The organism is Rathayibacter sp. AY1B6 (assembly GCF_002932755.1).
Classification (GTDB): Bacteria; Actinomycetota; Actinomycetes; order Actinomycetales; family Microbacteriaceae; genus Rathayibacter.
In genome coordinates this window covers 1-19,618 of the sequence record NZ_PSWL01000021.1, presented here as the reverse complement: position 1 = coordinate 19,618, position 19,618 = coordinate 1, and the positions used below count along the sequence as shown (strand labels likewise).

The window sequence follows — 19,618 nt, the reverse complement described above, 5'->3', positions numbered from 1 at the left end:
GAGGTGCGTGAGAGGCTGGAGCGTGCCCATCGACTTCACCGCCATCGACTTCGAGACCGCCAACTCGCACGGAGCCTCCGCCTGCTCCGTCGGGCTCGTGAAGGTCCGCGACGGCCGCGTCGTCGACCGCGCCGGCTGGCTCATCCGCCCGCCGCTGGGCTTCGACGACTTCCTCGACTGGAACACCCGGATCCACGGGATCCGCAAGCACGACGTGCACGCCGCCGCCACGTGGGTCGACCAGTTCGCCGACCTGGCGGCCTTCGCCGGCGACGACGTGTTCGTCGCGCACAACGCCGGCTTCGACATGGGCGTCATCCGCGCGGCCTGCGCCGCGACCTCCCTCGAGCACCCCGAGTACGACTACCTGTGCTCGCTGCAGCTCGCCCGCAAGACGTACGAGCTCGACTCCTACCGCCTCCCCGTCGTCGCCCTGGCCGCGGGCTTCGAGGACTTCCGCCACCACGACGCGTCGGCCGACGCCGAGGCCTGCGCCGCGATCGTCGTGCACGCGGCCCGGCGGCACGGCGCCGCGAGCATGGCCGAGCTCGGCGAGCTGGCCGGCGTCTCCGTGAAGCGCCTGCGCCCGAAGGCTCCCGTCGCCGCCTGACGTCCGTCACGCCGAGCCGGCTCGAGACGATTGGCTCAGCGACTCGCGACGCGGCTCGGGCTCTCCGACCACGATGGTGAGCGACGCGGTGGAGGACTGCTGTCCGGCCCAGCCCTTGAGGTCGCGAAAGCGGCGGCCGACTTCCGGATCCGCTGGGAATGCGGCGGAGCGACGGCAGCGGCCGGGGCAGCGTGATCCCTGCTGAGGACGAGCGACGCGCGCGAGCTCGATCCGCTGGGACGGGTGAGCGCGTGCGGGGCGTCGCGAACGGTCCTCATGGGAGCCGGATGGCGACCATTCGCGACCCATCGTCCGAACCAGGCGTCACGGACGGCCGTCGCTGGAAGCTGAAGGGGACCCCAAGGCTCAGCCCTGGGGGTCGCCGAACCAGGTGCTGAAGATGCGCCAGAAGTTGCGGTTCCCGTAGGCGGAGCAGTCGTCACCCTCGCCGTAGAGGTTCTCGAGCGCCGCCGGATTCGGCTGGTACGGCGTGTAATAGTAGAGGCCCGCCGTGGCCGCGTTGGCGATCGTCACCGGGGCGGTCCCGCACGACTCGTCCGGGGAGTAGCGGACGTCGCTGGCCGCGCCGACCGGGTACCAGTCGAAGCTGCTGTCCGGGTTCCGGTAGCGCTGGAACTGCCACGCCGCTCCGTACACCTGCGCGGCGAAGCCGTAGGAGTCCGTGTCGCAGTCGGCGGTGTCGGGGCAGCCGTAGCCCGTGGCACTGCGGAACTGCCGCTCGCTCGGCTCCGGATCGGTCACGAGCGACTGCTCCTTCTGCAGCAGCACCAGGAGGACGGCCGGATTCACGCCGCACGCGCCGGCGACCGAGGTGACGATCTCCGCGGCCGGGACGTCGCGTCCGGCGGGCAGCGCGTCGCACTGCTCGTCGGCCGTGATCGCCGCGGTGTCCTCGGCGTAGTCGCGCAGGCACGGCACGGGGCCGCCCGCGCAGTCGGGGACGCGGGCGTCCAGGAACGCCTGCACGGTGAGCGGTCCGAGCGCGTCGCCGTCGAAGAAGACCTCGTCGGAGATCAGGTCGCCCGGGTCGAAGTCGGCCGCGACGGGGCCCGGCTGGAGGAAGGTCCACATCCGGACGGTCTGCGGCTCGGACGGCACCGCGGCGAGGCGCGTGCCGTCGACGGAGCCTCCCAGCAGGAGCGCCACCAGCGCCGCGATGACGACGACCGCACCGCCCCGCCGGCGTCGGATGCCGGTCGGGGACGGTGCGGTCGGGGTCATCCCTCCACGCTAGTGGCGGGCCCGCGGGTGATCAGCCGCAGGGGGTGAGGCGTGCGACGTCCTCCGAGAGGGTGGTGGGACCGCCGAGGAGGACGACCCGCTGCGCTCCCGACTTCGCGATGTCGGTCAGGACGGCGCGGGGCACGCAGTTCGTCGGCACGGCGAACAGCGGGCTGTTCGAGTATCCCGCCGCCGTGGCTCCGGCGAGGGCGTCGGGGAAGTTCTCGCCCGTCGCCAGGAACACGGTCTTGGCGCTCGAGAATGCGGCGCGGTTGAGCTGCTCCGAGGTGTCGTAGCGGTCGACTCCGCCGATGCGGGTGATCGTCGGCACCGGAAGCGAGTTCTTGATCCCCTCGCTCACCGACAGGGGGCTGCCCGCGATGGTGAGGTTCTGCACCTTGAGCTTCGAGAGGATGCTCGTCGTCACGGCGTCCGCCGTGCTCCCGGTGCCGTTGACGAGGACGACGGGAGCGTTCACCGAGCCGGCTGCCGCGCTCGCGCCGAGCGCGTCCGGGAACTTCTCCCCGGTCGCCAGCCAGGCGCGCGAGGATCCGCCGGAGAAGGCGTACTGGATGATCTTCCTCGAGGTGTCGTAGCGGTCGGTCCCGCCGAGTCGCTGGATCGCCGGGGTGTAGCCCTTGAGCTGGTCGTACACGCCCTTGCCGACGCTGAGCTCCGATCCGACGACGACGATCTTCGCGGGCTTGAGACGAGCGAGCTCGTCGCGGACGGGCTGCGACATGCCGTCGCGGTCGACCAGGAGCAGCGGGCCCTTCTGCTTGGCCGCGGCCGGGGCGGCGCTCAGCGCGTCGGGGAAGTTCGCGCCGGTCGCGATGTAGACGACGGGGACGTTCGGGCCGAAGACGGCCTTCGAGATCTCGACGGCGGTGCCCTGGCGGTCCGTGCCCGCCAGGCGCGCGACGTCGATCCCGGCCGACGTGCTCACGGTCGAGCAGCCGAGATCCTTCCGGCCGGGGCCCCGGGAGTCGCCCGAGCCGACCCAGCGGTTCCAGTCGACGGAGTCGGCGGAGACGCAGACCTGGTACGTGCCGGGTGCCGAGACGGGCGTGGTGGCGCCGAAGCCGTGGGCGCGGCCGGCGACGGGGTACTCGCCCGGGATGTCGCCGCGGTCGCCGTTCGCGGTCTGCGTGCGGACCGTCCGGGTGCCGTCGGGTCCGGTCACCGTGACCGTCGTGGTCAGCGCGGCCTGCTGCGTCGTCGGGTCGACGGCCCAGCCGGACACGCTCAGCGTGCTGCCCGAGATGCGCGGGGCGTCGACACGTCCCGCGGGGGCGATGCCGGCGTTGGCCAGGGTGCCGTTCGGGTTCCAGTCGCTGAAGAGGTACCAGAAGTTGATGTTGCCGTAGGTCGCGCAGGCCGAGTCGCCGGAGTTCGTGAGGGCGAAGTCGTTGGGCTGGTACGGCGTGTAGTAGTACAGATCGGCGGTCGCCTGGTTGCGGATCGTGACCGGTGAGGATCCGCACGCGGTGCTCGGGTAGTACCGGATGTTCCGGGTGGTTCCCGGAGCGAATGCGGTGAAGTTCGAGCCCGAGCCGGGCGGGTTGGCGTAGCGCTTGAACTGGCGGGCCGCGCTGTAGACCTGGGTGAAGAATCCGGCGGAGCCGGGGTCGCACGCGGCCGTGTCCGGGCAGTCGTAGCCGGTCGCCTTGGCGTAGTCCTCGGGGCTCGGCGACGTGTCGGTGACGAGGCTCCGCTCCTTCTGCACGAGCACGACCAGGGCGAGCGGATTGATGCCGCAGGCCAGGCCCACGCGGGTGAAGATCGAGGCCGAGGACTCGCTGCCGGAGCCCTGGTAGGCGCTGCACATCGGGTCCGCCGCCTTGGACGGCGTCGCCTGCGAGAAGTCCTTCAGGCAGGGCGTGCCGCTGCCCGTGGTGCAGTCGTCGCCCTTGTCGTCCAGGAGCGACTGCACCTGGCCCCGGCTCAGCGCGTCCCCGTCGAAGAACTGGGCGTCGCTGACGATGAAACCCGCGCGGAAGCTCTTGGTCTGATCGGCGCTGTACTGCGTCGACTGGTCCGGGACGCCGAGGTCGGCGCGGTCGAGGGACGCGTCGAGAGCGCCGGTCTCGACCGAGAGGGTCGACGGCGCGTCCTCGGCGGCGGAGGCGGCGGTGATCGGGACGAGGGCGGTGCCGAGCCCGACGGCGAGAGCGAGCGCGGCCGTGAGCAGGCGCGATGAGCGGTGGTGATTCCCCATGATCGCGAAGTCTACGAGGCGGTCGCGGGGCGTCCTGGCCCTCGTTCGGTGGTCGTGTCGCGTCGACCGGTCGATGTCGGAGGTGCGTGGTGTCATCGGCGGCATGGATCTCTCCTTCGTCCTCGGCCTGGTGGTCGGCGCGCTCCTCGCGGGAGTCGTGGCCGTCCTCCTCGCCCGCTCCCGCACGCCCGACGCCGCCCTCGCCCTCGACCTCGCGACGGCCCGCGCGCGCGCGGAGGGCCTGGAGGAGCGCCACGAGGCCGTCGTCGAGCAGCACCGCGAGCACCTCGGCTCCGCCCGCGACCAGATCCGCGAGCTCCAGGAGCAGCTGCGCGTCGTCGCCGAGCGCGAGCGGCACGACGCGCGCATCCTGCAGACCCTCTCCCCCGTCGCCGAGAGCCTGCGCGGCATGCAGGAGGCGGTCGGCCGGCTCGAGCGCGAGCGCGCCGCCCAGTTCGGGGCGATCACCGAGCAGCTCGAGGGGCAGCGGGCCGCGGGCGAGCAGCTGCGCTCGACCACCGAGACCCTCGCCTCCGCGCTCCGCTCCACCACGAGCCGGGGCGCCTGGGGCGAGACGCAGCTGCGGAACGTCGTCGAGGCCGCGGGGCTCACCCAGCGGGTCGACTTCGACGTGCAGTTCGGCCTCGAGGGCGAGGCGGGCCGAGGCCGCGCCGACATGGTGGTCCGTCTGCCCGGCGGCAAGGCGATCGCGGTGGACGCCAAGGTGCCGTTCGACGCGTACCTCGAGGCGAGCGCGATCCCCGCGGGCGCCGGCGGCGAGGAGGAGGCGCGGCGCGCGGGGCTCCTGCGCGCGCACGTCCGCGCCCTCCGCGGGCACGTGGACGCGCTGGCCGCCCGCTCCTACTGGACCGGCCTCCCGGCGAGCCCCGAGTTCGTCATCGCGTTCGTGCCGAGCGAGCCGCTGCTCGCGAGCGCGCTCGACGCCGACCCGAGCCTGCTCGAGTACGCGTTCCGCAAGCGCGTCGCCCTCGCCTCGCCCGTGACGCTCTGGTCGGTGCTGAAGACCGTCGCGTACACCTGGCAGCAGGACGTGCTCACCGACGACGCCAAGCGCCTGCTCGACCTCGGCAAGACGCTCTACGCCCGTCTCGGCACCCTCGCCGACCACGCCGAGGGCCTGCGCCGCTCGCTCGAGAAGACGGTCGACTCCTACAACGCCTTCGCCGGCTCCCTCGAGAGCCGCGTGCTCGTCACGGCGCGCCAGTTCGACTCCCTCGACGAGACGCGCGTCATCGCCCCGGTCGGAGGAGTCGCCTCCTCGCCGCGCCGCCTCACCGCCGTCGAGCTGCTCGCCGCGGAGGACGAGTCCGAGCGGAGCGCGTAGGGAGGCTCGGTCCGCCTCCGCGCCGAGACGCCGCGCGCAGTCGCCGAGGCGCCGTCAGCACGGCGCCGTCTCAGCGGCGGAGCGGCGCCTCGGAGACACGGTGCCTGCCTAGACCCACTTCTCCGCGAGGTGCTGGGCGGTCACGCGGCGGATGGTGCCCGAGCGGGAGCGCAGCACGATGGACTCCGTCGTGATGACGTGGCCCTCCTTGCGCACGCCCTTCACGAGCCCGCCGTTCGTCACTCCGGTCGCGACGAAGTAGGTGTTGTCGCTGCGGACGAGGTCGTTGGCGTGGAGCACGCGGTCGAGGTCGTGCCCGGCGTCGATGGCGCGCTGGCGCTCGTCGTCGTCCTTCGGACGGAGGATGCCCTGGATCACACCGCCGAGCGCCCGGATGGCGCACGCCGTGATGATGCCCTCGGGCGTGCCTCCGGTGCCGACGCACATGTCGAGGCGGGAGTCGTGGCGAGCCGCGTTGATGCCGCCCGCGACGTCGCCGTCGAGCAGGAGCCGCGTGCCGGCTCCTGCCGCGCGGATGTCCTCGATCAGCTGAGCGTGGCGGGGGCGGTCCAGCACCGCGATGCGCATCTCCTCGACGGGCTTGCGCTTCGCGCGGGCCAGGGCGCGGATGTTCTCGCCGATCGGGCGCTGGATGTCGATGATCCCGACGCCCTCGGGCCCGGTGACGATCTTCTCCATGTAGAACACGGCGGAGGGGTCGAACATCGCGCCGCGGTCGGCCACGGCGATCATCGAGAGCGCGTTCTGGCGCCCGGCGGCGGTCAGCGAGGTGCCGTCGATCGGGTCGACGGCGATGTCGGCGGCGGGCCCCGAGCCGTTGCCGACGTGCTCGCCGTTGAAGAGCATGGGAGCGTTGTCCTTCTCGCCCTCGCCGATCACGACGACGCCGTCGAAGTTCACGGTCCCGAGGAAGGTGCGCATGGCGTCGACCGCGGCGCCGTCGGCGGCGTTCTTGTCGCCCTTGCCGATGAAGGGCACGGCCCGGATCGCGGCGGCCTCGGTGGCTCGGACGAGCTCCATGCCGAGGTTGCGGTCGGGGTGGAGGTAGAGCGAGTCGTTGTCGATCACAGAGCGGAGTCCTTCGTCGTCGAGTTCGTGCACGTCGTCGCAGGACCCGCGGAGCGGATCCCCATCCCTGTCGGAAGCCTAGTCCAGGGCCCTCCACGGGCGGAGGGACCGCGGAGGGGCGCCTCGCTAGACTCGTCCGCGACGCGGGCCTCGCCCGACCCCCCCTCGTTCATCCGTCAAAGGAGATGCCATGCCCGTCGCTACCCCGGACCAGTACGCAGAGATGCTCGACAAGGCGAAGGCGGGCGGCTTCGCCTACCCGGCGTTCAACGTCTCGTCGTCGCAGACGATCAACGCGGTCCTCCAGGGCCTCACCGAGGCGGGCTCGGACGGCATCATCCAGGTCACCACCGGAGGCGCGGACTACTTCGCCGGCCACACGGTGAAGAACCGCGCGGCCGGCGCGATCGCCTTCGCGAAGTTCGCGACCGAGGTCGCCAAGAACTACCCGGTCACGGTCGCGCTCCACACCGACCACTGCCCGCAGAACGCGCTCGAGGGCTTCGTCTACCCGCTGATCGCCGCCTCCGAGGAGGAGGTCAAGGCCGGTCGTGAGCCGCTGTTCCAGTCGCACATGTGGGACGGCTCCGCGATCCCGCTCGACGAGAACCTCGCCATCGCGAAGGAGATCCTCCCGCGCGTCAAGAACATCAACGCCATCCTCGAGGTCGAGATCGGCGTCGTCGGCGGCGAGGAGGACGGCGTCTCGCACGACATCAACGAGCACCTCTACACCACGCTCGACGACGCGATCGCGACCGTCGAGGCCCTCGGCTTCGGCGAGCAGGGCCGCTACATGGCCGCGCTCACTTTCGGCAACGTCCACGGCGTCTACAAGCCGGGCAACGTCCGCCTGCGCCCGGAGCTGCTCCGCGAGATCCAGGACGGCCTGCAGGCGAAGTACGGCACCGGCGCGCTCCCCCTCGACCTCGTCTTCCACGGCGGGTCGGGCTCGACCGACGAGGAGATCGCCGAGGCGGTCCGCAACGGCGTCGTCAAGATGAACATCGACACCGACACGCAGTACGCGTTCAGCCGCTCCGTCGCGGACACCGTGCTGAAGAACTACGACGGCTTCCTCAAGGTCGACGGCGAGGTCGGCAACAAGAAGGTCTACGACCCGCGCTCGTGGGGCAAGATCGCCGAGACCGCCATGGCCGCGCGCGTCGCCGAGGCGACCCGTCAGCTCGGCTCGGCCGGGAACTCCGGGAAGTAGGGCACCACTCCGTGACGAACGCACACGATCAGCCGGGCGCCGGGCGTCCGGAGCCGCAGTACGGCGAGTACGCGCCGCCCGGCTGGTCGTGGCAGCCGCCGGAGGACGCCGTGGTCGTCCCCGACCCGCGGGGGTCGGAGACCGATCCGAGGCCCGCGACCGCTCCGGCCGCGAAGCCCGTCGCGCATCCCGTCGACCGCCTGCTCACGATCGTGCTGCTCGCGCTCGGCGTGTTCTTCGCCGTGCCGACGCTGCTCGATCCCTCGAGCTTCGCGACGACCCTCCAGGAGCTCTACCGCTCCCAGGGCATCGGCACCTACGCGTCGCCGGAGCTCGCGCGGATCCTCGGCGTCGTGGTGGCGCTCGCGCAGTCGCTGATCGTCTCCTTCGCGGTGTGGATCTCGATCCGTCGGCTCCGCGCCGGCAAGCGCGCCGTGCTCGTCCCGATCCTCGGGATCGCGGCGACCGTTCTGCTCTCCCTTATCGTCGCGGCGATCGCCATCCTGGGCGACCCGACGTTCGCGGAGTACGTCACGCGCATGTCGGGCTCGCAGGGCGGCGCGGGCACCGACGTCTAGCGTCGATCCCCGGTCGACCGGACACGGAAGAGGCCGCCGCTCCCGAGGGAGGGCGGCCTCTTCCGCGTCCGGGCCGGAACGCTCTAGGCGCCCGCTCCCGCGCTGATGCGTCCCCCGACGCCGCGGGCGTCGCGCTTGCCGGCGACGTCCTTGCGCAGCTCCTTGGGGAGCGAGAACATCAGGTCCTCCTCCGCGGTCTTGACCTCCTCGACGTCGCCGTACCCGGCGGCGGCGAGGTCGTCGAGGACCTCCTGGACGAGCACCTCGGGCACCGAGGCGCCGCTGGTGACGCCGACGGTGCGGATGCCCTCGAGCCACTCCTGCCTGATCTCGCTCGCGTAGTCGACCCGGTAGGCGGCCTTCGCGCCGTACTCGAGGGCGACCTCGACGAGGCGCACGGAGTTCGAGGAGTTCGCGGAGCCGACGACGATGACCAGCTCGGCGCCCGCGGCGACCTTCTTGATCGCGACCTGGCGGTTCTGGGTGGCGTAGCAGATGTCGTCGCTCGGCGGGTCCTGCAGGTTGGGGAAGCGCTCGCGGAGGCGGCGGACCGTCTCCATCGTCTCGTCGACCGAGAGCGTCGTCTGCGAGAGCCAGACGACCTTGTCCGGGTCCTTCACGACGATGTTCGGCACGTCGTCGGGGCTGCCGACGAGGGTGACGTGATCGGGGGCCTCGCCCGCGGTGCCCTCGACCTCCTCGTGGCCCTCGTGGCCGATGAGGAGGATCTCGAAGTCGTCGCGCGCGAAGCGGACGGCCTCGCGGTGCACCTTCGTCACCAGCGGGCAGGTCGCGTCGATCGCCTGGAGGTTCCGGTCGGCCGCCCCCTGGACGACGGCCGGCGAGACGCCGTGCGCGCTGAAGACGATGTGGGATCCCTCGGGCACCTCGTCGACCTCGTCGACGAAGATCGCGCCCTGGCTCTCGAGCGTGGAGACGACGTGCACGTTGTGCACGATCTGCTTGCGCACGTAGACGGGGGCACCGTAGTGCTCGATGGCCTTCTCGACGGCGACGACCGCGCGGTCGACTCCGGCGCAGTAGCCGCGGGGCGCGGCGAGGAGGACGCGCTTGCGGCCCTCGACGGGGACGTCGCGCAGACGCCCTGTGGCGCGGGGCATGCGCGGCATGGGCAGGCTGATCGGGACTTGGCTCACCCCCTGATTCTACGCGGTGCATCCTGTGCCCGGGCCGTCCCGGTGTCGGACCCGTCCCGTACCGTTGTCGTCGCGGGAGGGCACTCCCGCCTCCCCCGTCCCCCGAGCAGAGGCAGCGATGACCGACGCCCCACCCACCGCCGACGCCCCCTGGCCGGTCGGCCTGCTCGCGAGCAAGATCAAGGGCTGGATCGAGCGGCTCGGCACGGCGTGGGTCGAGGGCGAGATCACCCAGTGGGGCGCGTCCGGCGGCAACGTCTACGGGAAGCTCAAGGACCTGTCCGGAGACGCGACGGTCGGCTTCACCGTCTGGTCGTCGGTGCGGAGCCGCCTCCCGGCCGACCTCAAGCAGGGCGACCGGGTCATCGCGCTGGTGAAGCCCAACTACTGGGTCAAGGGCGGCACGCTCTCGATGCAGGTCTTCGAGATGCGCCACGTCGGCCTGGGCGATCTGCTCGAGAAGCTCGAGCGGCTCCGCCGGCAGCTCGCGTCGGAGGGCCTGTTCGACGCCTCCCGCAAGAAGCCGCTGCCGTTCCTCCCGCACGGTGTGGGCCTCATCACCGGCAAGGACTCGGACGCCGAGAAGGACGTGCTGCGGAACGCGCAGCTGCGCTGGCCGGCCGTGCGCTTCCGGGTCGTCCACTCGGCCGTGCAGGGCGACCGGACGGTCCCGGAGGTGCTCTCGGCGCTGCGGACCCTCGAGGCCGACGAGAGCATCGACGTGATCGTGATCGCCCGTGGAGGCGGCGACTTCCAGAACCTGCTCGGCTTCAGCGACGAGGCGCTCGTGCGCGCCGTCGCCGCCTGCTCCACTCCGGTCGTCAGCGCGATCGGCCACGAGGCCGACCGCCCGCTGCTCGACGACGTCGCCGACCTGCGCGCCTCCACTCCCACCGACGCCGCGAAGAGGGTCGTGCCCGACGTCTCCGACGAGCTGCTGCGGGTGCAGCAGGCCCGGCTGCGGATGACCGGCCGCGTGAGCGGCCTCGTCTCGCACGAGATCGACCGGCTCTCGCAGCTGCGCTCGCGGCCGGTGCTCGCCCAGCCGCACGTGCTGGTCGACCGGCACTCCGAGGAGCTGACCCGGTGGGTGGCGCGCGGCGCCGAGCTGGTGGACCGCCGCCTCGAACGCGCGCACCTCGAGGTCGAGCGCCTGCACGGCCACCTGCGCGCCCTCTCCCCACAGCACACCCTCGACCGCGGCTACGCGATCGTCCAGAACGCGGCCGGTCACGTCGTCCGGGCGCCCGGCGACGCGCCGTCCGGCGGCGCGCTCGTCCTCACGCTCGCGGAGGGGGCCGTCGGCGCCCGCTCCGAGGGGCCCACCGGCGATCCCGCCGGCCGGTCCTGAGCCCGTCGCGGCACCCGTCCCCCCTCAGCCCCGATCGATAGGATCAGACCCATGCCCGACTCCCCCGACGCCCCGGCGACCGACTCCGACGTCTCGGGATTCTCCTACGAGCAGGCGCGCGACGAGCTCGTCCGCGTCGTCTCCGAGCTCGAGCAGGGCAGCTCCACCCTCGAGCGCTCGCTCGCCCTCTGGGAGCGGGGCGAGGCCCTCGCCGCCCGCTGCGAGGAGTGGCTGATCGGAGCACGCGCCCGACTGGACGCGGCCCGCTCCGGAGGGGCGGCCGCCGGATGAGCCGCGGCAAGCCGGCGCGGGTCGTCGCCGAGCTCGGGCGCCCGGAGACCGCCGCCGAGACGGCCGCCCGCAAGGCCGAGAACTCCCGGCTCTACCGTCAGCGCAAGACGGTCAACAACCTCGTCTTCTCGCTGCTCGCGACCGTGGGCGCCGTGGCGCTCATCGTCCTGCTCGTCCCCCGCGGCGACACCGTGGAGCTCTCCTCGGTCGACGTCCCCCGCGTCGCCGCGCAGGTCCAGCTGGGCGAGGAGCAGACGCTCGCCGTGCCCTCCCTGCCCGAGGGCTGGAAGGCCAACGCGGCCGAGCTCCGCCGGGAGAACGGCACCGACTACTGGTACGTCGGCCTGATCACCCCGAAGGCGGGCTACATCGGCCTGAGCCAGGGGCTCGACGCGGACGCGGCCTGGGTCGCGACGCAGCTCGACCGCCGGGCGGCGACCGGCGTCGAGACGATCGACGGCCGCGACTGGACCGTCTACGACCACCGCGACTCCGGCGACGACACCGGCAACACGCCCTACGCACTCGAGACGACGGAGGGCTCCAGCACCTACCTCGTCTACGGCACGGCCCCGACGGACGAGATCCGCCGGGTCGTGGACGCCATCACCCCGCAGATCGGCCAGGAGGAGTCCCGATGAGTCTCGGAACCAGCAGCACCGTCCCCCGCGAGTCCCGCCCGCCGGCGTGGGTGTGGAAGGAGATGCTCCGCGGCAACCAGCGCTTCGTCGCCGGCGAGCCCCGCCACCCCCGCCAGGACGTCGAGCGCCGCGCCGAGCTCGCCGCCGCGCAGGCCCCGCTCGCCGCGCTCTTCGGCTGCAGCGACTCCCGCCTCGCGGCCGAGATCATCTTCGACCTGGGTCTCGGCGACCTCTTCGTCGTCCGCAACGCCGGCCAGGTGATCGCCGACTCCATCATCGGCTCGCTGGAGTACGGCGTCGCCGTCCTCGGCGTGAAGGTCCTGCTCGTGCTCGGCCACGACGAGTGCGGAGCGGTCCGGGCGGCGATCCAGTCGCAGGCGCCCGGCGCCGAGCGGCTCCCCCCGCACATCGAGCACCTGATCGAGCCGATCATCCCCGCGGTGCGCCGCCTCGTGGGCGCTCAGCCGGACGGCCGCGTCCTCGTCGACCCGTCGGCGACGGACGCGCTGGCCGTCGGCCGAGAGCACCTGCGCGACACGGTCGCCGAGCTGCTCCAGCGCTCCCCGCTGATCGCGGACGCGGTCGCGACCGGGCGGCTCGCCCTCGTGGGCGCCAACTACCGGCTCTCGGACGGCACCGTGATGTCCGATGTCGTGCTCGGCATCGATCCGCCCGAGCTCAGCCCCTACGTCTCCGAGCTGGAGCGCGACTCCGGCTCGGCCTCCTCCGCCGCCGCTCCGAGCGCGGTGGGATCGGATCCCGCGTGAGCGGCTCCGGACAGCACAGCACCAACCGATCAGACAAGGACGAACACAGCGTGGTGGATCACTCCCCGACCGACGACTCCGGCGACTTCCGCATCGAGCACGACACGATGGGCGAGGTGCGGGTCCCCCGCGACGCCCTCTACGCCGCGCAGACGCAGCGGGCGGTCGAGAACTTCCCGATCTCGGGGGCGGGCCTCGAGCCGGCCCAGATCGCGGCCCTCGCCCGCATCAAGAAGGCGGCGGCGCTGGCCAACGCCGAGCTGGGCGTGCTCGACGCCGACATCGCCACCGCCATCGCCGATGCGGCCGACCTCGTCGTCGGGGGCGGCTACGACGCGCACTTCCCGATCGACGTCTACCAGACCGGCTCGGGCACGTCCTCGAACATGAACATGAACGAGGTGCTGGGCTCACTGGCGACCACGGCCCTCGGCCGCACCGTGCACCCGAACGACCACGTCAACGCCTCGCAGTCCTCCAACGACGTGTTCCCCACCTCGGTCCACGTCGCCGTCACCGGCGCGCTGATCGAGTCGCTGATCCCGTCTCTCGAGCAGCTCGCCGAGTCGCTCGAGGTCAAGGCGGAGCAGTGGGCCGAGGTCGTCAAGGCCGGCCGCACGCACCTGATGGACGCCACCCCGGTCACGCTCGGCCAGGAGTTCGGCGGCTACGCCGCGCAGATCCGCCTCGGCATCGAGCGCGTGCAGTCGGCGCTCCCCCGCGTCGCCGAGGTCCCGCTCGGCGGCACCGCGGTCGGCACCGGGATCAACACCCCCGCCGGCTTCCCGCAGAAGGTCATCGCGCGCCTCGCGGAGGAGACGGGCCTGCCCGTCACCGAGGCCCGCAACCACTTCGAGGCCCAGGGCGCGCGGGACTCGCTGGTCGAGGCCTCCGGAGCGCTGCGCGTGCTCGCGGTGAGCCTGACCAAGATCAACAACGACCTCCGCTGGATGGGCTCCGGCCCCAACACCGGCCTCGGAGAGCTGCGGATCCCCGACCTGCAGCCCGGATCCTCGATCATGCCCGGCAAGGTGAACCCGGTGATCCCGGAGGCCGTCCTCATGGTCTGCGCGCGCGTGATCGGCAACGACGCCACCATCGCCTGGGCCGGCGCCTCCGGCGCCTTCGAGCTCAACGTCGCGATCCCGGTCATGGGGACGGCGCTGCTGGAGTCGATCCGCCTGCTCTCGAACTCGGCCGTGCTGCTCGCCGACAAGACCGTCGACGGCCTCGAGGCCGACGTCGAGCACGCCCGCGCGCTCGCCGAGTCGTCGCCCTCGATCGTCACCCCGCTGAACAAGGTGATCGGTTACGAGGCCGCCGCCAAGGTCGCCAAGAACTCGGTGGCGAAGGGCATCACGGTCCGCGAGTCCGTCGTCGACCTCGGCTTCGTCGAGCGCGGCGAGGTGACGGAGGAGCAGCTCGACAGCGCCCTCGACGTCATGTCGATGACGCACCCCGGCTGAGTCCGGATCTCCGACGGCCCGTCCCTGCGCTCGGCGCGGGGGCGGGCCGTCAGAGCACCAGCCAGAACCCCGCGAGCAGGAACGGCCCGAACGCGACCCGCCCGCGGACGCGCAGCACGAGCACCCCCAGTCCGGCCATCGCGAAGCCGACGGCGGGCGCGGCGGCGACCTGCTCGGGTCCGAGAGCCGCGAGCGGCGGCGCGAGGGCCGCCTGGAGCTTCACGTCGCCGAGGCCCAGACCGCCCACCGCGTGCAGCAGGCCCAGGCACAGCACCGTCGCGAGGACGGCGAGAAGCGTCCCCACCGTGGGCGCGAGTGCGGTTCCGACCGCCAGCAGCGGGAGCGTGATCGCGTTCGGGAGCCGGTGCCCGCGCACGTCCGCCAGCACCAGCGGCACGCTCGCGAGTGCGACCGGGACGAGGCCGGGCGCCCGATCGAGGTGCGGGGCGGCGACCAGGAGGAGCACCAGGGCGCCCAGGAGCAGGGCGGCCCGGTCGAGCAGAGGTCCGCGGAGCATCCGCCGAGACTAGAGCGCACCGCCACGGGCGCGTCGGAGTTCTCCACAGGGCGGCCCGCCGGAGTGCTCAGGCAGCGGTGGGTCCGACCCCCGGCCTCAGTCGCGCGGAGGCAGCGGTCCCAGCAGGAGCGACGCCCAGGCACCGTGCGCCGACGCGTCGTCGGAGGGGTGGAACTGCCCGGCCAGCACGTCGCGGTAGAGGCGGCCGAGCTCCGACCTGCGCTGGTACGCCGAGCCGCCCGCGATCCGGACGGCGCTCTCGACCACGTGCAGCGCTCCCTCCGTGGTGCGGATCTTCACCCCGACCAGCGAGGGGAACCAGCGCGCACCGCGGTCGACGAGCGCGTCCACGTCGGCCGCCGCCGAGCGCAGGGGCGCCTCGAGCCCGTCGAGCAGCATCCCGGCCTCCGCCACCCGGTGCCGCACCTCGGAATCCTCCGCCAGGGGCCGCCCGCCCGCCCGGAGGGACGTCCGACGGCCCACCGAGGCGACGGCGAGCTCGAGCGCGCGCTGCGCGACACCGAGGTAGACCGAGGAGATCAGCAGCTCGAAGGCCGCGAAGACGGCGAAGACGAAGGGGTCGGCGGTCGGTCCGACGGGCAGCGAGCGGATCATCCGCTCGCGAGGGACGACGACGCCGTCGAGCACCGTCGTGCGGCTCTGGGTCGCCCGCATGCCGAGCGTGTCCCAGTCGTCGCGGACCTCGAGCCCGGCGACCGGCGCCTCCGGGCTCTCGCGGTGCACGAAGCCGTGCACGAGGCGCGGCTCCGTCCCGGTGTCGTCGCGGCCGAACACGCCGAGGCGCGTCCATGCGGGCGCGAGGGAGGTGAAGACCTTCGTCCCGGTGAAGCGGTAGCCGCCGTCGCCGAGCGGCTCCGCCCGCGTCAGCGAGTCCGAGAGCACCAGGTCGTTGCCCGCCTCGCTGTTGCCGAAGGCGAAGACGTGGCCCGCCGCGGCGTCGACGAGCACCGTGCGGAGGGAGTCGTCGCCCCGCTCGAGCAGGAGCCGTGCGATCCCGGTCCACACCAGGTGCATGTTGACGGCGAGCGCGGTCGCGGGCGCGGCGGTCGCCAGGCGCGTCTGCTCGGCGGCCGCCTGCTCCAGGCCGAGGCCGGCACCGCCGAGCTCCTCGGGGACGAGCAGCGCCAGGTACCCGATCGAGCGCAGCTCCTCCAGGTCGTCCGCGCAGAACGCGTTGCGCTCGTCGTAGTCGGCCGCGCGGGTGCGGAAGCGCTCGAGGAGCGCGTCGTCGAGGATGCTCACCCGTCCACGCTACGCCCCGGCGCCCGGGAGGGACGCGTCCGGCCCCGGGATCCTCGGATCCCGCGGGCCGGACGCGCCGGGTGCCCGTCAGGCGAGCTCGTTCGACTCCAGCATCTCGGTGACCAGCGCGGCGATCGCGGAGCGCTCGGAACGGGTGAGCGTGACGTGCGCGAACAGCGGGTGGCCCTTCAGCGTCTCGATCACGGAGGCGACCCCGTCGTGCCGGCCGACCCGGAGGTTGTCGCGCTGCGCCACGTCGTGGGTCAGCACCACCCGGGAGTTCTGGCCGACGCGCGAGAGCACCGTGAGCAGGACGTTCCGCTCCAGGGACTGCGCCTCGTCGACGATCACGAACGCGTCGTGCAGCGAGCGCCCGCGGATGTGCGTGAGCGGCAGCACCTCGAGCATCCCGCGCTCGATCACCTCGTCGAGCACGTTCTGCGACACCAGCGCCCCGAGCGTGTCGAAGACCGCCTGCGCCCAGGGGTTCATCTTCTCGGCCGCGTCGCCGGGCAGGAAGCCGAGGTCCTGGCCGCCCACCGCGTAGAGCGGCCGGAAGACCATGATCTTCTTGTGCTGGCGCTTCTCCAGCACCGCCTCCAGCCCTGCGCAGAGCGCCAGCGCCGACTTGCCGGTGCCGGCCCGGCCGCCGAGCGAGACGATGCCGACCTCCGGGTCGAGCAGCAGGTCGATCGCGAGCCGCTGCTCCGCCGAGCGCCCGTGCAGGCCGAACACGTCCTTGTCGCCACGGACCAGCGTGATCTGCCGCTTGCCGGTGACCCTCGCGAGAGCGGAGCCGCGGTCGGAGTGGACGACGAGTCCGGTGTTGACCGGGATGTCGGCCACGACGTCCGTGAAGAGCCGCTCGCGGTCGTAGAGCTCGCTCATCGCGTCGCCGCCGAGCGTCACATCGTCCATGCCGGTCCAGCCGGACTCCGGGGCCTGCTCAGCCAGGTACTCCTCCGCGGCGAGGCCGATGGAGGCGGCCTTCACACGCATCGGCATGTCCTTGGACACGACGGTGACCGCGGCGCCCTCGCTCTGCAGGTTGAGCGCGACGGCGAGGATCCTCGCGTCGTTGTCCCCCATCTGGAGCCCGCTCGGCAGCACCGACATGTTCGAGTGGTTGAGCTCGACCCGGAGAGTGCCGCCCCGGCCGACGGCGATGGGGAAGTCGAGGCGCTCGTGCTGCACGCGCAGCTCGTCGAGGCGGCGCAGGGCCTGCCGGGCGAAGTAGCCGATCTCGGGATCGTTGCGCTTGCCCTCGAGCTCGCTGATGACGACGATCGGCAGCACGACGGCGTGCTCGGCGAACCGGAACATCGAGGAGGGATCCGACAGGAGCACTGAGGTGTCCAGGACGTAGGTGCGGAGGAGCTGATCGGCCGGATCCGAGGAGCCGTGCTGGACACGGCGGTGGACGCCGCCCTGCGTCCCGGTCTGCGGATCCATGCCCTGGGGAACTGTCACGACGACTCTCCACACTCCGGGGGCCGGAGCCCCCGGCTCATGTCCTCGAGCCGGTCTCATCGGTGCGTGTCGTGCACCGCGCAGTGTCCCTTCGGCGTCTGCGCGATGTCGAGCCGTACTTCTGTGGCCGTCTCGACCAGGCGCTGTACCTGATGACTCGAACCTAACCCGGCGAATGACATCCGTGTGCTTCTCACCGCTACGAATGTGTAACCAGTGTGTGAACGCGCGGAATCGGGCCTAGTAGTCGATGCTCGTGGCCGACGAGATCAGGGCGGCGCGGAGCAGCGCGAGGGTCTCGTCGGTGGTGCCGGCGTGCGCGCTGAAGCGGACGGTGCTCAGACGCAGGCGCGCGGTGACCCCGTGCGCGGCGAGGGAGGCGGCCAGCGGGGCCAGCTCCTCCGGCTCCGGCTCGACGACCACGATGCCGGCGCGCTCGTGCTCGCCGCGGGAGCCCACGACCGCCAGCCCGAACTCGTCCGCCAGATCGACGATCGCGCTGACCCGCTCCGCCACGAGCGCGGCGATCGTCGGCTGCCCGACCGCGGCGACCTCCTCCAGCGCCGACGCGAGCCGGGCCTGGGCGATCGGGTCCGGGTTGCTGATGCTGAACGCGCGGGCGTCGCCGCGCGGCGGAGCGACCTCGTCCCACGGCTCCGCCTGCTCCGATCCGGTCCAGCCGGAGAGCACCGGCGTCAGCCGCGACAGCGCCCGCTCGCTGAGCGCGAGGAAGCCCGTCCCCCAGCCGGCGCGGAGCCACTTCTGGCCGCCGGTGACGACCACGTCCGCCAGCTCGTAGGGCGCGTCGACGACGCCGAAGCCCTGGATGGCGTCGAGGACGAGCATCCGGTCGCCGATCACGTCGCGGATCGCTGCGACGTCCGCGAGGTAGCCCGTGCGGGAGTCGACCAGGCTCACCGCGACGGTCGTCACGTCGTCCGTCAGCTGCTCGCGGACCGCGTCCGGCGTCACCCGACCCTGCTCGGTCCGCAGCCACCGGGGCTCCATCGAGCCGAGGGCCTGCGCTGAGCGCACCGCCGCGAACGGCAGGCTCGGGAACTCGGCGGCCGACAGCAGCACCGCGCCCGAGGCGCCGAACAGCGCGTGCAGGAGGCCGGTCGAGGTGTTGGGCTGGAAGACGACGCGGTCGGCGGGGACGCGCACGAGCACCGCCGCGGCCTCCCGGACGCGCTCGTCCTGCCGGAACAGCTCGTCGAGGGTGCCGCTGCGCGCGCGCACCAGCAGCTCGACGGCCGCCTCCTGCTCGGCGGCGACGGTCGCCGAGAGCGGGCCCACCCGGCCGAAGTCGAGGTACCCGGTCTCCTCGCCGAAGCCGGCGAGGTAGTCCTCGGTCGTGGTGGAGGTGGCCTCGTTCGAGCTCATGCCGGCCCTTCCGGTCGGTGGTGCGGCGGGAGCCGCGAGGTCAGCTGCCGAAGCGGCGGTGCCGTCCGGCGTAGTCGCGGAGCGCGCGGAGGAAGTCGACCTCGCGGATGTCGGGGCCGAGCGCCTCCATGAAGTAGAACTCGCTGTGCGCGCTCTGCCAGAGCATGAAGTCGGAGAGGCGCTGCTCCCCCGAGGTGCGGATGACCAGATCCGGGTCGGGCTGCCCGCTGGTGTACAGGTGCTCGCCGATGAGCTCCGGGGTCAGCAGGCCCGCGACGTCCTCGATGGAGGACCCGCGCTTGCCGTGCTCCTCCAGGATGCTCCGCACGGCCTGGGCGATCTCGTGCCGGCCGCCGTAGCCGACCGCGAGGTTGACGTGCAGGCCCGTGTGGGAAGCGGTGCGCGCCTCCGCCGTGTCGAGCGCGGCCACGAGCGACGGAGGGAGGCCCTCGTCGGAGCCGACGTGCTGCACGCGCCAGTCGGGCTGCTGGGAGACCTCCTCGGCGAGGTCGGCGATGATCTCGATCAGCTCGGTCAGCTCGCTGCTGTCCCGCCCGACGAGGTTGTCCTGCGAGAGCAGGTAGAGGGTGACGTGGCGCACGCCGAGCTCGTCGCACCACTGCAGGAACTCGTGCACCTTGGCGGCGCCGGCCCGGTGGCCGTGCGCGGCGGTCTCGAGGGCCCGCTGCCGCGCCCAGCGCCGGTTGCCGTCGATGATCATCGCGACGTGGTTCGGCAGGGAGTCGGGGGGAAGGCTCGAGCGGAGGCGCTTCTTGTAGACGCCGTAGAGGAGGTCCCTTCCCACAGGCAGTCTCGGCTTCGGCACAGTGACACGGTAGTCGACCCGGGGCGCTCCTCGAAGCCCGGCGACGCTCGGCGTCGGCCCGGGGCGGCGTCGTAGTCTGTCCGGCATGAGCCAGCGGCGTGTAGGTGCCGGCGATCAGCAGGAAGATGTTGGCGTGGTCGATCCGCTTGAGGATCATCTTCGTCCGCGGCTTCCAATCGAAGCGGTGG

18 protein-coding genes and 1 pseudogene are annotated in these 19,618 nt (G+C 72.5%); 9 read left to right on the top strand and 10 right to left on the bottom strand.

The window, feature by feature from the left end; all coding sequences use genetic code 11:
- Positions 1 to 22: 22 nt before the first annotated feature.
- The gene (locus C5D08_RS11900) at positions 23 to 610 is read left to right on the top strand and encodes an exonuclease domain-containing protein (RefSeq protein ID WP_104277207.1); all 588 of its coding nucleotides are present in this window, start codon (positions 23 to 25) and stop codon (positions 608 to 610) included.
- Between the two features lie 366 nt (positions 611 to 976).
- Here C5D08_RS11900 and C5D08_RS11895 read toward each other — a convergent pair whose 3' ends face one another.
- Positions 977 to 1,852 carry a hemagglutinin gene (locus tag C5D08_RS11895; RefSeq protein WP_104277206.1) on the bottom strand — a complete coding sequence of 292 codons (876 nt, stop codon included), beginning with the start codon at positions 1,850 to 1,852 and terminating at the stop codon, positions 977 to 979.
- A gap of 31 nt (positions 1,853 to 1,883) precedes the next feature.
- Positions 1,884 to 4,070 (bottom strand): cell wall-binding repeat-containing protein, encoded by a 2,187-nt coding sequence (locus C5D08_RS11890; RefSeq protein WP_181109918.1) that lies wholly within the window; start codon positions 4,068 to 4,070, stop codon positions 1,884 to 1,886.
- A 103-nt stretch (positions 4,071 to 4,173) separates the two neighbouring features.
- Between C5D08_RS11890 and C5D08_RS11885 the strand changes: the two genes are divergently transcribed.
- Entirely contained in the window at positions 4,174 to 5,415 is a 1,242-nt protein-coding gene (locus tag C5D08_RS11885; RefSeq protein WP_219815174.1) for a DNA recombination protein RmuC, read from the top strand.
- 108 nt (positions 5,416 to 5,523) lie between these two features.
- Here the strand turns inward: C5D08_RS11885 and glpX are convergent, their stop codons facing one another.
- Entirely contained in the window at positions 5,524 to 6,456 is a 933-nt protein-coding gene (glpX, locus tag C5D08_RS11880; RefSeq protein ID WP_097165697.1) for a class II fructose-bisphosphatase, read from the bottom strand.
- A gap of 238 nt (positions 6,457 to 6,694) precedes the next feature.
- Between glpX and fbaA the strand changes: the two genes are divergently transcribed.
- Positions 6,695 to 7,720: a class II fructose-bisphosphate aldolase gene (gene fbaA / locus C5D08_RS11875; RefSeq protein ID WP_104277204.1), complete on the top strand. Its 1,026-nt coding sequence runs from the start codon at positions 6,695 to 6,697 to the stop codon at positions 7,718 to 7,720.
- A gap of 11 nt (positions 7,721 to 7,731) precedes the next feature.
- Positions 7,732 to 8,298 carry a DUF6264 family protein gene (locus C5D08_RS11870; RefSeq protein ID WP_104277203.1) on the top strand — a complete coding sequence of 189 codons (567 nt, stop codon included), beginning with the start codon at positions 7,732 to 7,734 and terminating at the stop codon, positions 8,296 to 8,298.
- A gap of 83 nt (positions 8,299 to 8,381) precedes the next feature.
- Here the strand turns inward: C5D08_RS11870 and C5D08_RS11865 are convergent, their stop codons facing one another.
- Complete coding sequence (locus tag C5D08_RS11865; RefSeq protein ID WP_104277202.1) at positions 8,382 to 9,428, bottom strand: 4-hydroxy-3-methylbut-2-enyl diphosphate reductase; 1,047 nt, start codon at positions 9,426 to 9,428, stop codon at positions 8,382 to 8,384.
- Positions 9,429 to 9,573: 145 nt separating this feature from the next.
- Here C5D08_RS11865 and xseA point away from each other — a divergent pair, with 145 nt between their 5' ends.
- Genes xseA through C5D08_RS11840 form a run of 5 tightly spaced genes read left to right on the top strand, consistent with a single transcriptional unit; the run spans position 9,574 to position 13,971 of the window.
- Positions 9,574 to 10,806, top strand: a complete 1,233-nt coding sequence (xseA, locus tag C5D08_RS11860) for an exodeoxyribonuclease VII large subunit (protein ID WP_104277201.1) — start codon at positions 9,574 to 9,576, stop codon at positions 10,804 to 10,806.
- A 51-nt stretch (positions 10,807 to 10,857) separates the two neighbouring features.
- Positions 10,858 to 11,097, top strand: coding sequence for an exodeoxyribonuclease VII small subunit (locus C5D08_RS11855; RefSeq protein ID WP_104224418.1), 240 nt, complete (start codon positions 10,858 to 10,860; stop codon positions 11,095 to 11,097).
- Positions 11,094 to 11,738, top strand: coding sequence for a DUF4245 domain-containing protein (locus C5D08_RS11850; RefSeq protein ID WP_104277200.1), 645 nt, complete (start codon positions 11,094 to 11,096; stop codon positions 11,736 to 11,738). The genes C5D08_RS11855 and C5D08_RS11850 overlap by 4 nt, the downstream gene beginning before the upstream one ends.
- Positions 11,735 to 12,505, top strand: coding sequence for a carbonic anhydrase (locus C5D08_RS11845; RefSeq protein ID WP_208543312.1), 771 nt, complete (start codon positions 11,735 to 11,737; stop codon positions 12,503 to 12,505). Before C5D08_RS11850 ends, C5D08_RS11845 begins: the two co-directional genes overlap by 4 nt.
- Before the next feature lie 50 nt (positions 12,506 to 12,555).
- Positions 12,556 to 13,971 (top strand): aspartate ammonia-lyase, encoded by a 1,416-nt coding sequence (locus tag C5D08_RS11840; protein ID WP_104277199.1) that lies wholly within the window; start codon positions 12,556 to 12,558, stop codon positions 13,969 to 13,971.
- 49 nt (positions 13,972 to 14,020) lie between these two features.
- Here C5D08_RS11840 and C5D08_RS11835 read toward each other — a convergent pair whose 3' ends face one another.
- The 6 genes and pseudogenes from C5D08_RS11835 to C5D08_RS17370 all read right to left on the bottom strand — a co-directional run.
- Positions 14,021 to 14,488, bottom strand: coding sequence for a prepilin peptidase (locus C5D08_RS11835; RefSeq protein ID WP_104277198.1), 468 nt, complete (start codon positions 14,486 to 14,488; stop codon positions 14,021 to 14,023).
- A gap of 96 nt (positions 14,489 to 14,584) precedes the next feature.
- Complete coding sequence (locus C5D08_RS11830) at positions 14,585 to 15,751, bottom strand: acyl-CoA dehydrogenase family protein (protein WP_104277197.1); 1,167 nt, start codon at positions 15,749 to 15,751, stop codon at positions 14,585 to 14,587.
- A gap of 87 nt (positions 15,752 to 15,838) precedes the next feature.
- Positions 15,839 to 17,203 (bottom strand): PhoH family protein, encoded by a 1,365-nt coding sequence (locus C5D08_RS11825; protein ID WP_104224423.1) that lies wholly within the window; start codon positions 17,201 to 17,203, stop codon positions 15,839 to 15,841.
- A 258-nt stretch (positions 17,204 to 17,461) separates the two neighbouring features.
- Positions 17,462 to 18,604, bottom strand: a complete 1,143-nt coding sequence (locus tag C5D08_RS11820) for an aminotransferase class V-fold PLP-dependent enzyme (protein WP_104277196.1) — start codon at positions 18,602 to 18,604, stop codon at positions 17,462 to 17,464.
- Between the two features lie 40 nt (positions 18,605 to 18,644).
- Positions 18,645 to 19,409: an isoprenyl transferase gene (locus C5D08_RS11815; RefSeq protein WP_308470806.1), complete on the bottom strand. Its 765-nt coding sequence runs from the start codon at positions 19,407 to 19,409 to the stop codon at positions 18,645 to 18,647.
- A 109-nt stretch (positions 19,410 to 19,518) separates the two neighbouring features.
- Positions 19,519 to 19,618: pseudogene (locus tag C5D08_RS17370) on the bottom strand (hemolysin III family protein); the annotation flags it as partial.

Excerpts from the sequence above, each read along its gene's own strand:
- C5D08_RS11845 (WP_208543312.1), top strand. The coding sequence starts at position 11,735 with ATGAGTCTCGGAACCAGCAGCACCGTCCCCCGCGAGTCCCGCCCGCCG.
- C5D08_RS11885 (WP_219815174.1), top strand. The coding sequence starts at position 4,174 with ATGGATCTCTCCTTCGTCCTCGGCCTGGTGGTCGGCGCGCTCCTCGCG.
- C5D08_RS11850 (WP_104277200.1), top strand. The coding sequence starts at position 11,094 with ATGAGCCGCGGCAAGCCGGCGCGGGTCGTCGCCGAGCTCGGGCGCCCG.
- C5D08_RS11820 (WP_104277196.1), bottom strand. The coding sequence starts at position 18,604 with ATGAGCTCGAACGAGGCCACCTCCACCACGACCGAGGACTACCTCGCC.
- C5D08_RS11855 (WP_104224418.1), top strand. The coding sequence starts at position 10,858 with ATGCCCGACTCCCCCGACGCCCCGGCGACCGACTCCGACGTCTCGGGA.
- C5D08_RS11825 (WP_104224423.1), bottom strand. The coding sequence starts at position 17,203 with ATGGATCCGCAGACCGGGACGCAGGGCGGCGTCCACCGCCGTGTCCAG.
- glpX (WP_097165697.1), bottom strand. The coding sequence starts at position 6,456 with ATGGAGCTCGTCCGAGCCACCGAGGCCGCCGCGATCCGGGCCGTGCCC.
- C5D08_RS11865 (WP_104277202.1), bottom strand. The coding sequence starts at position 9,428 with ATGCCGCGCATGCCCCGCGCCACAGGGCGTCTGCGCGACGTCCCCGTC.
- fbaA (WP_104277204.1), top strand. The coding sequence starts at position 6,695 with ATGCCCGTCGCTACCCCGGACCAGTACGCAGAGATGCTCGACAAGGCG.
- xseA (WP_104277201.1), top strand. The coding sequence starts at position 9,574 with ATGACCGACGCCCCACCCACCGCCGACGCCCCCTGGCCGGTCGGCCTG.
- C5D08_RS11890 (WP_181109918.1), bottom strand. The coding sequence starts at position 4,070 with ATGGGGAATCACCACCGCTCATCGCGCCTGCTCACGGCCGCGCTCGCT.
- C5D08_RS11835 (WP_104277198.1), bottom strand. The coding sequence starts at position 14,488 with ATGCTCCGCGGACCTCTGCTCGACCGGGCCGCCCTGCTCCTGGGCGCC.
- C5D08_RS11895 (WP_104277206.1), bottom strand. The coding sequence starts at position 1,852 with ATGACCCCGACCGCACCGTCCCCGACCGGCATCCGACGCCGGCGGGGC.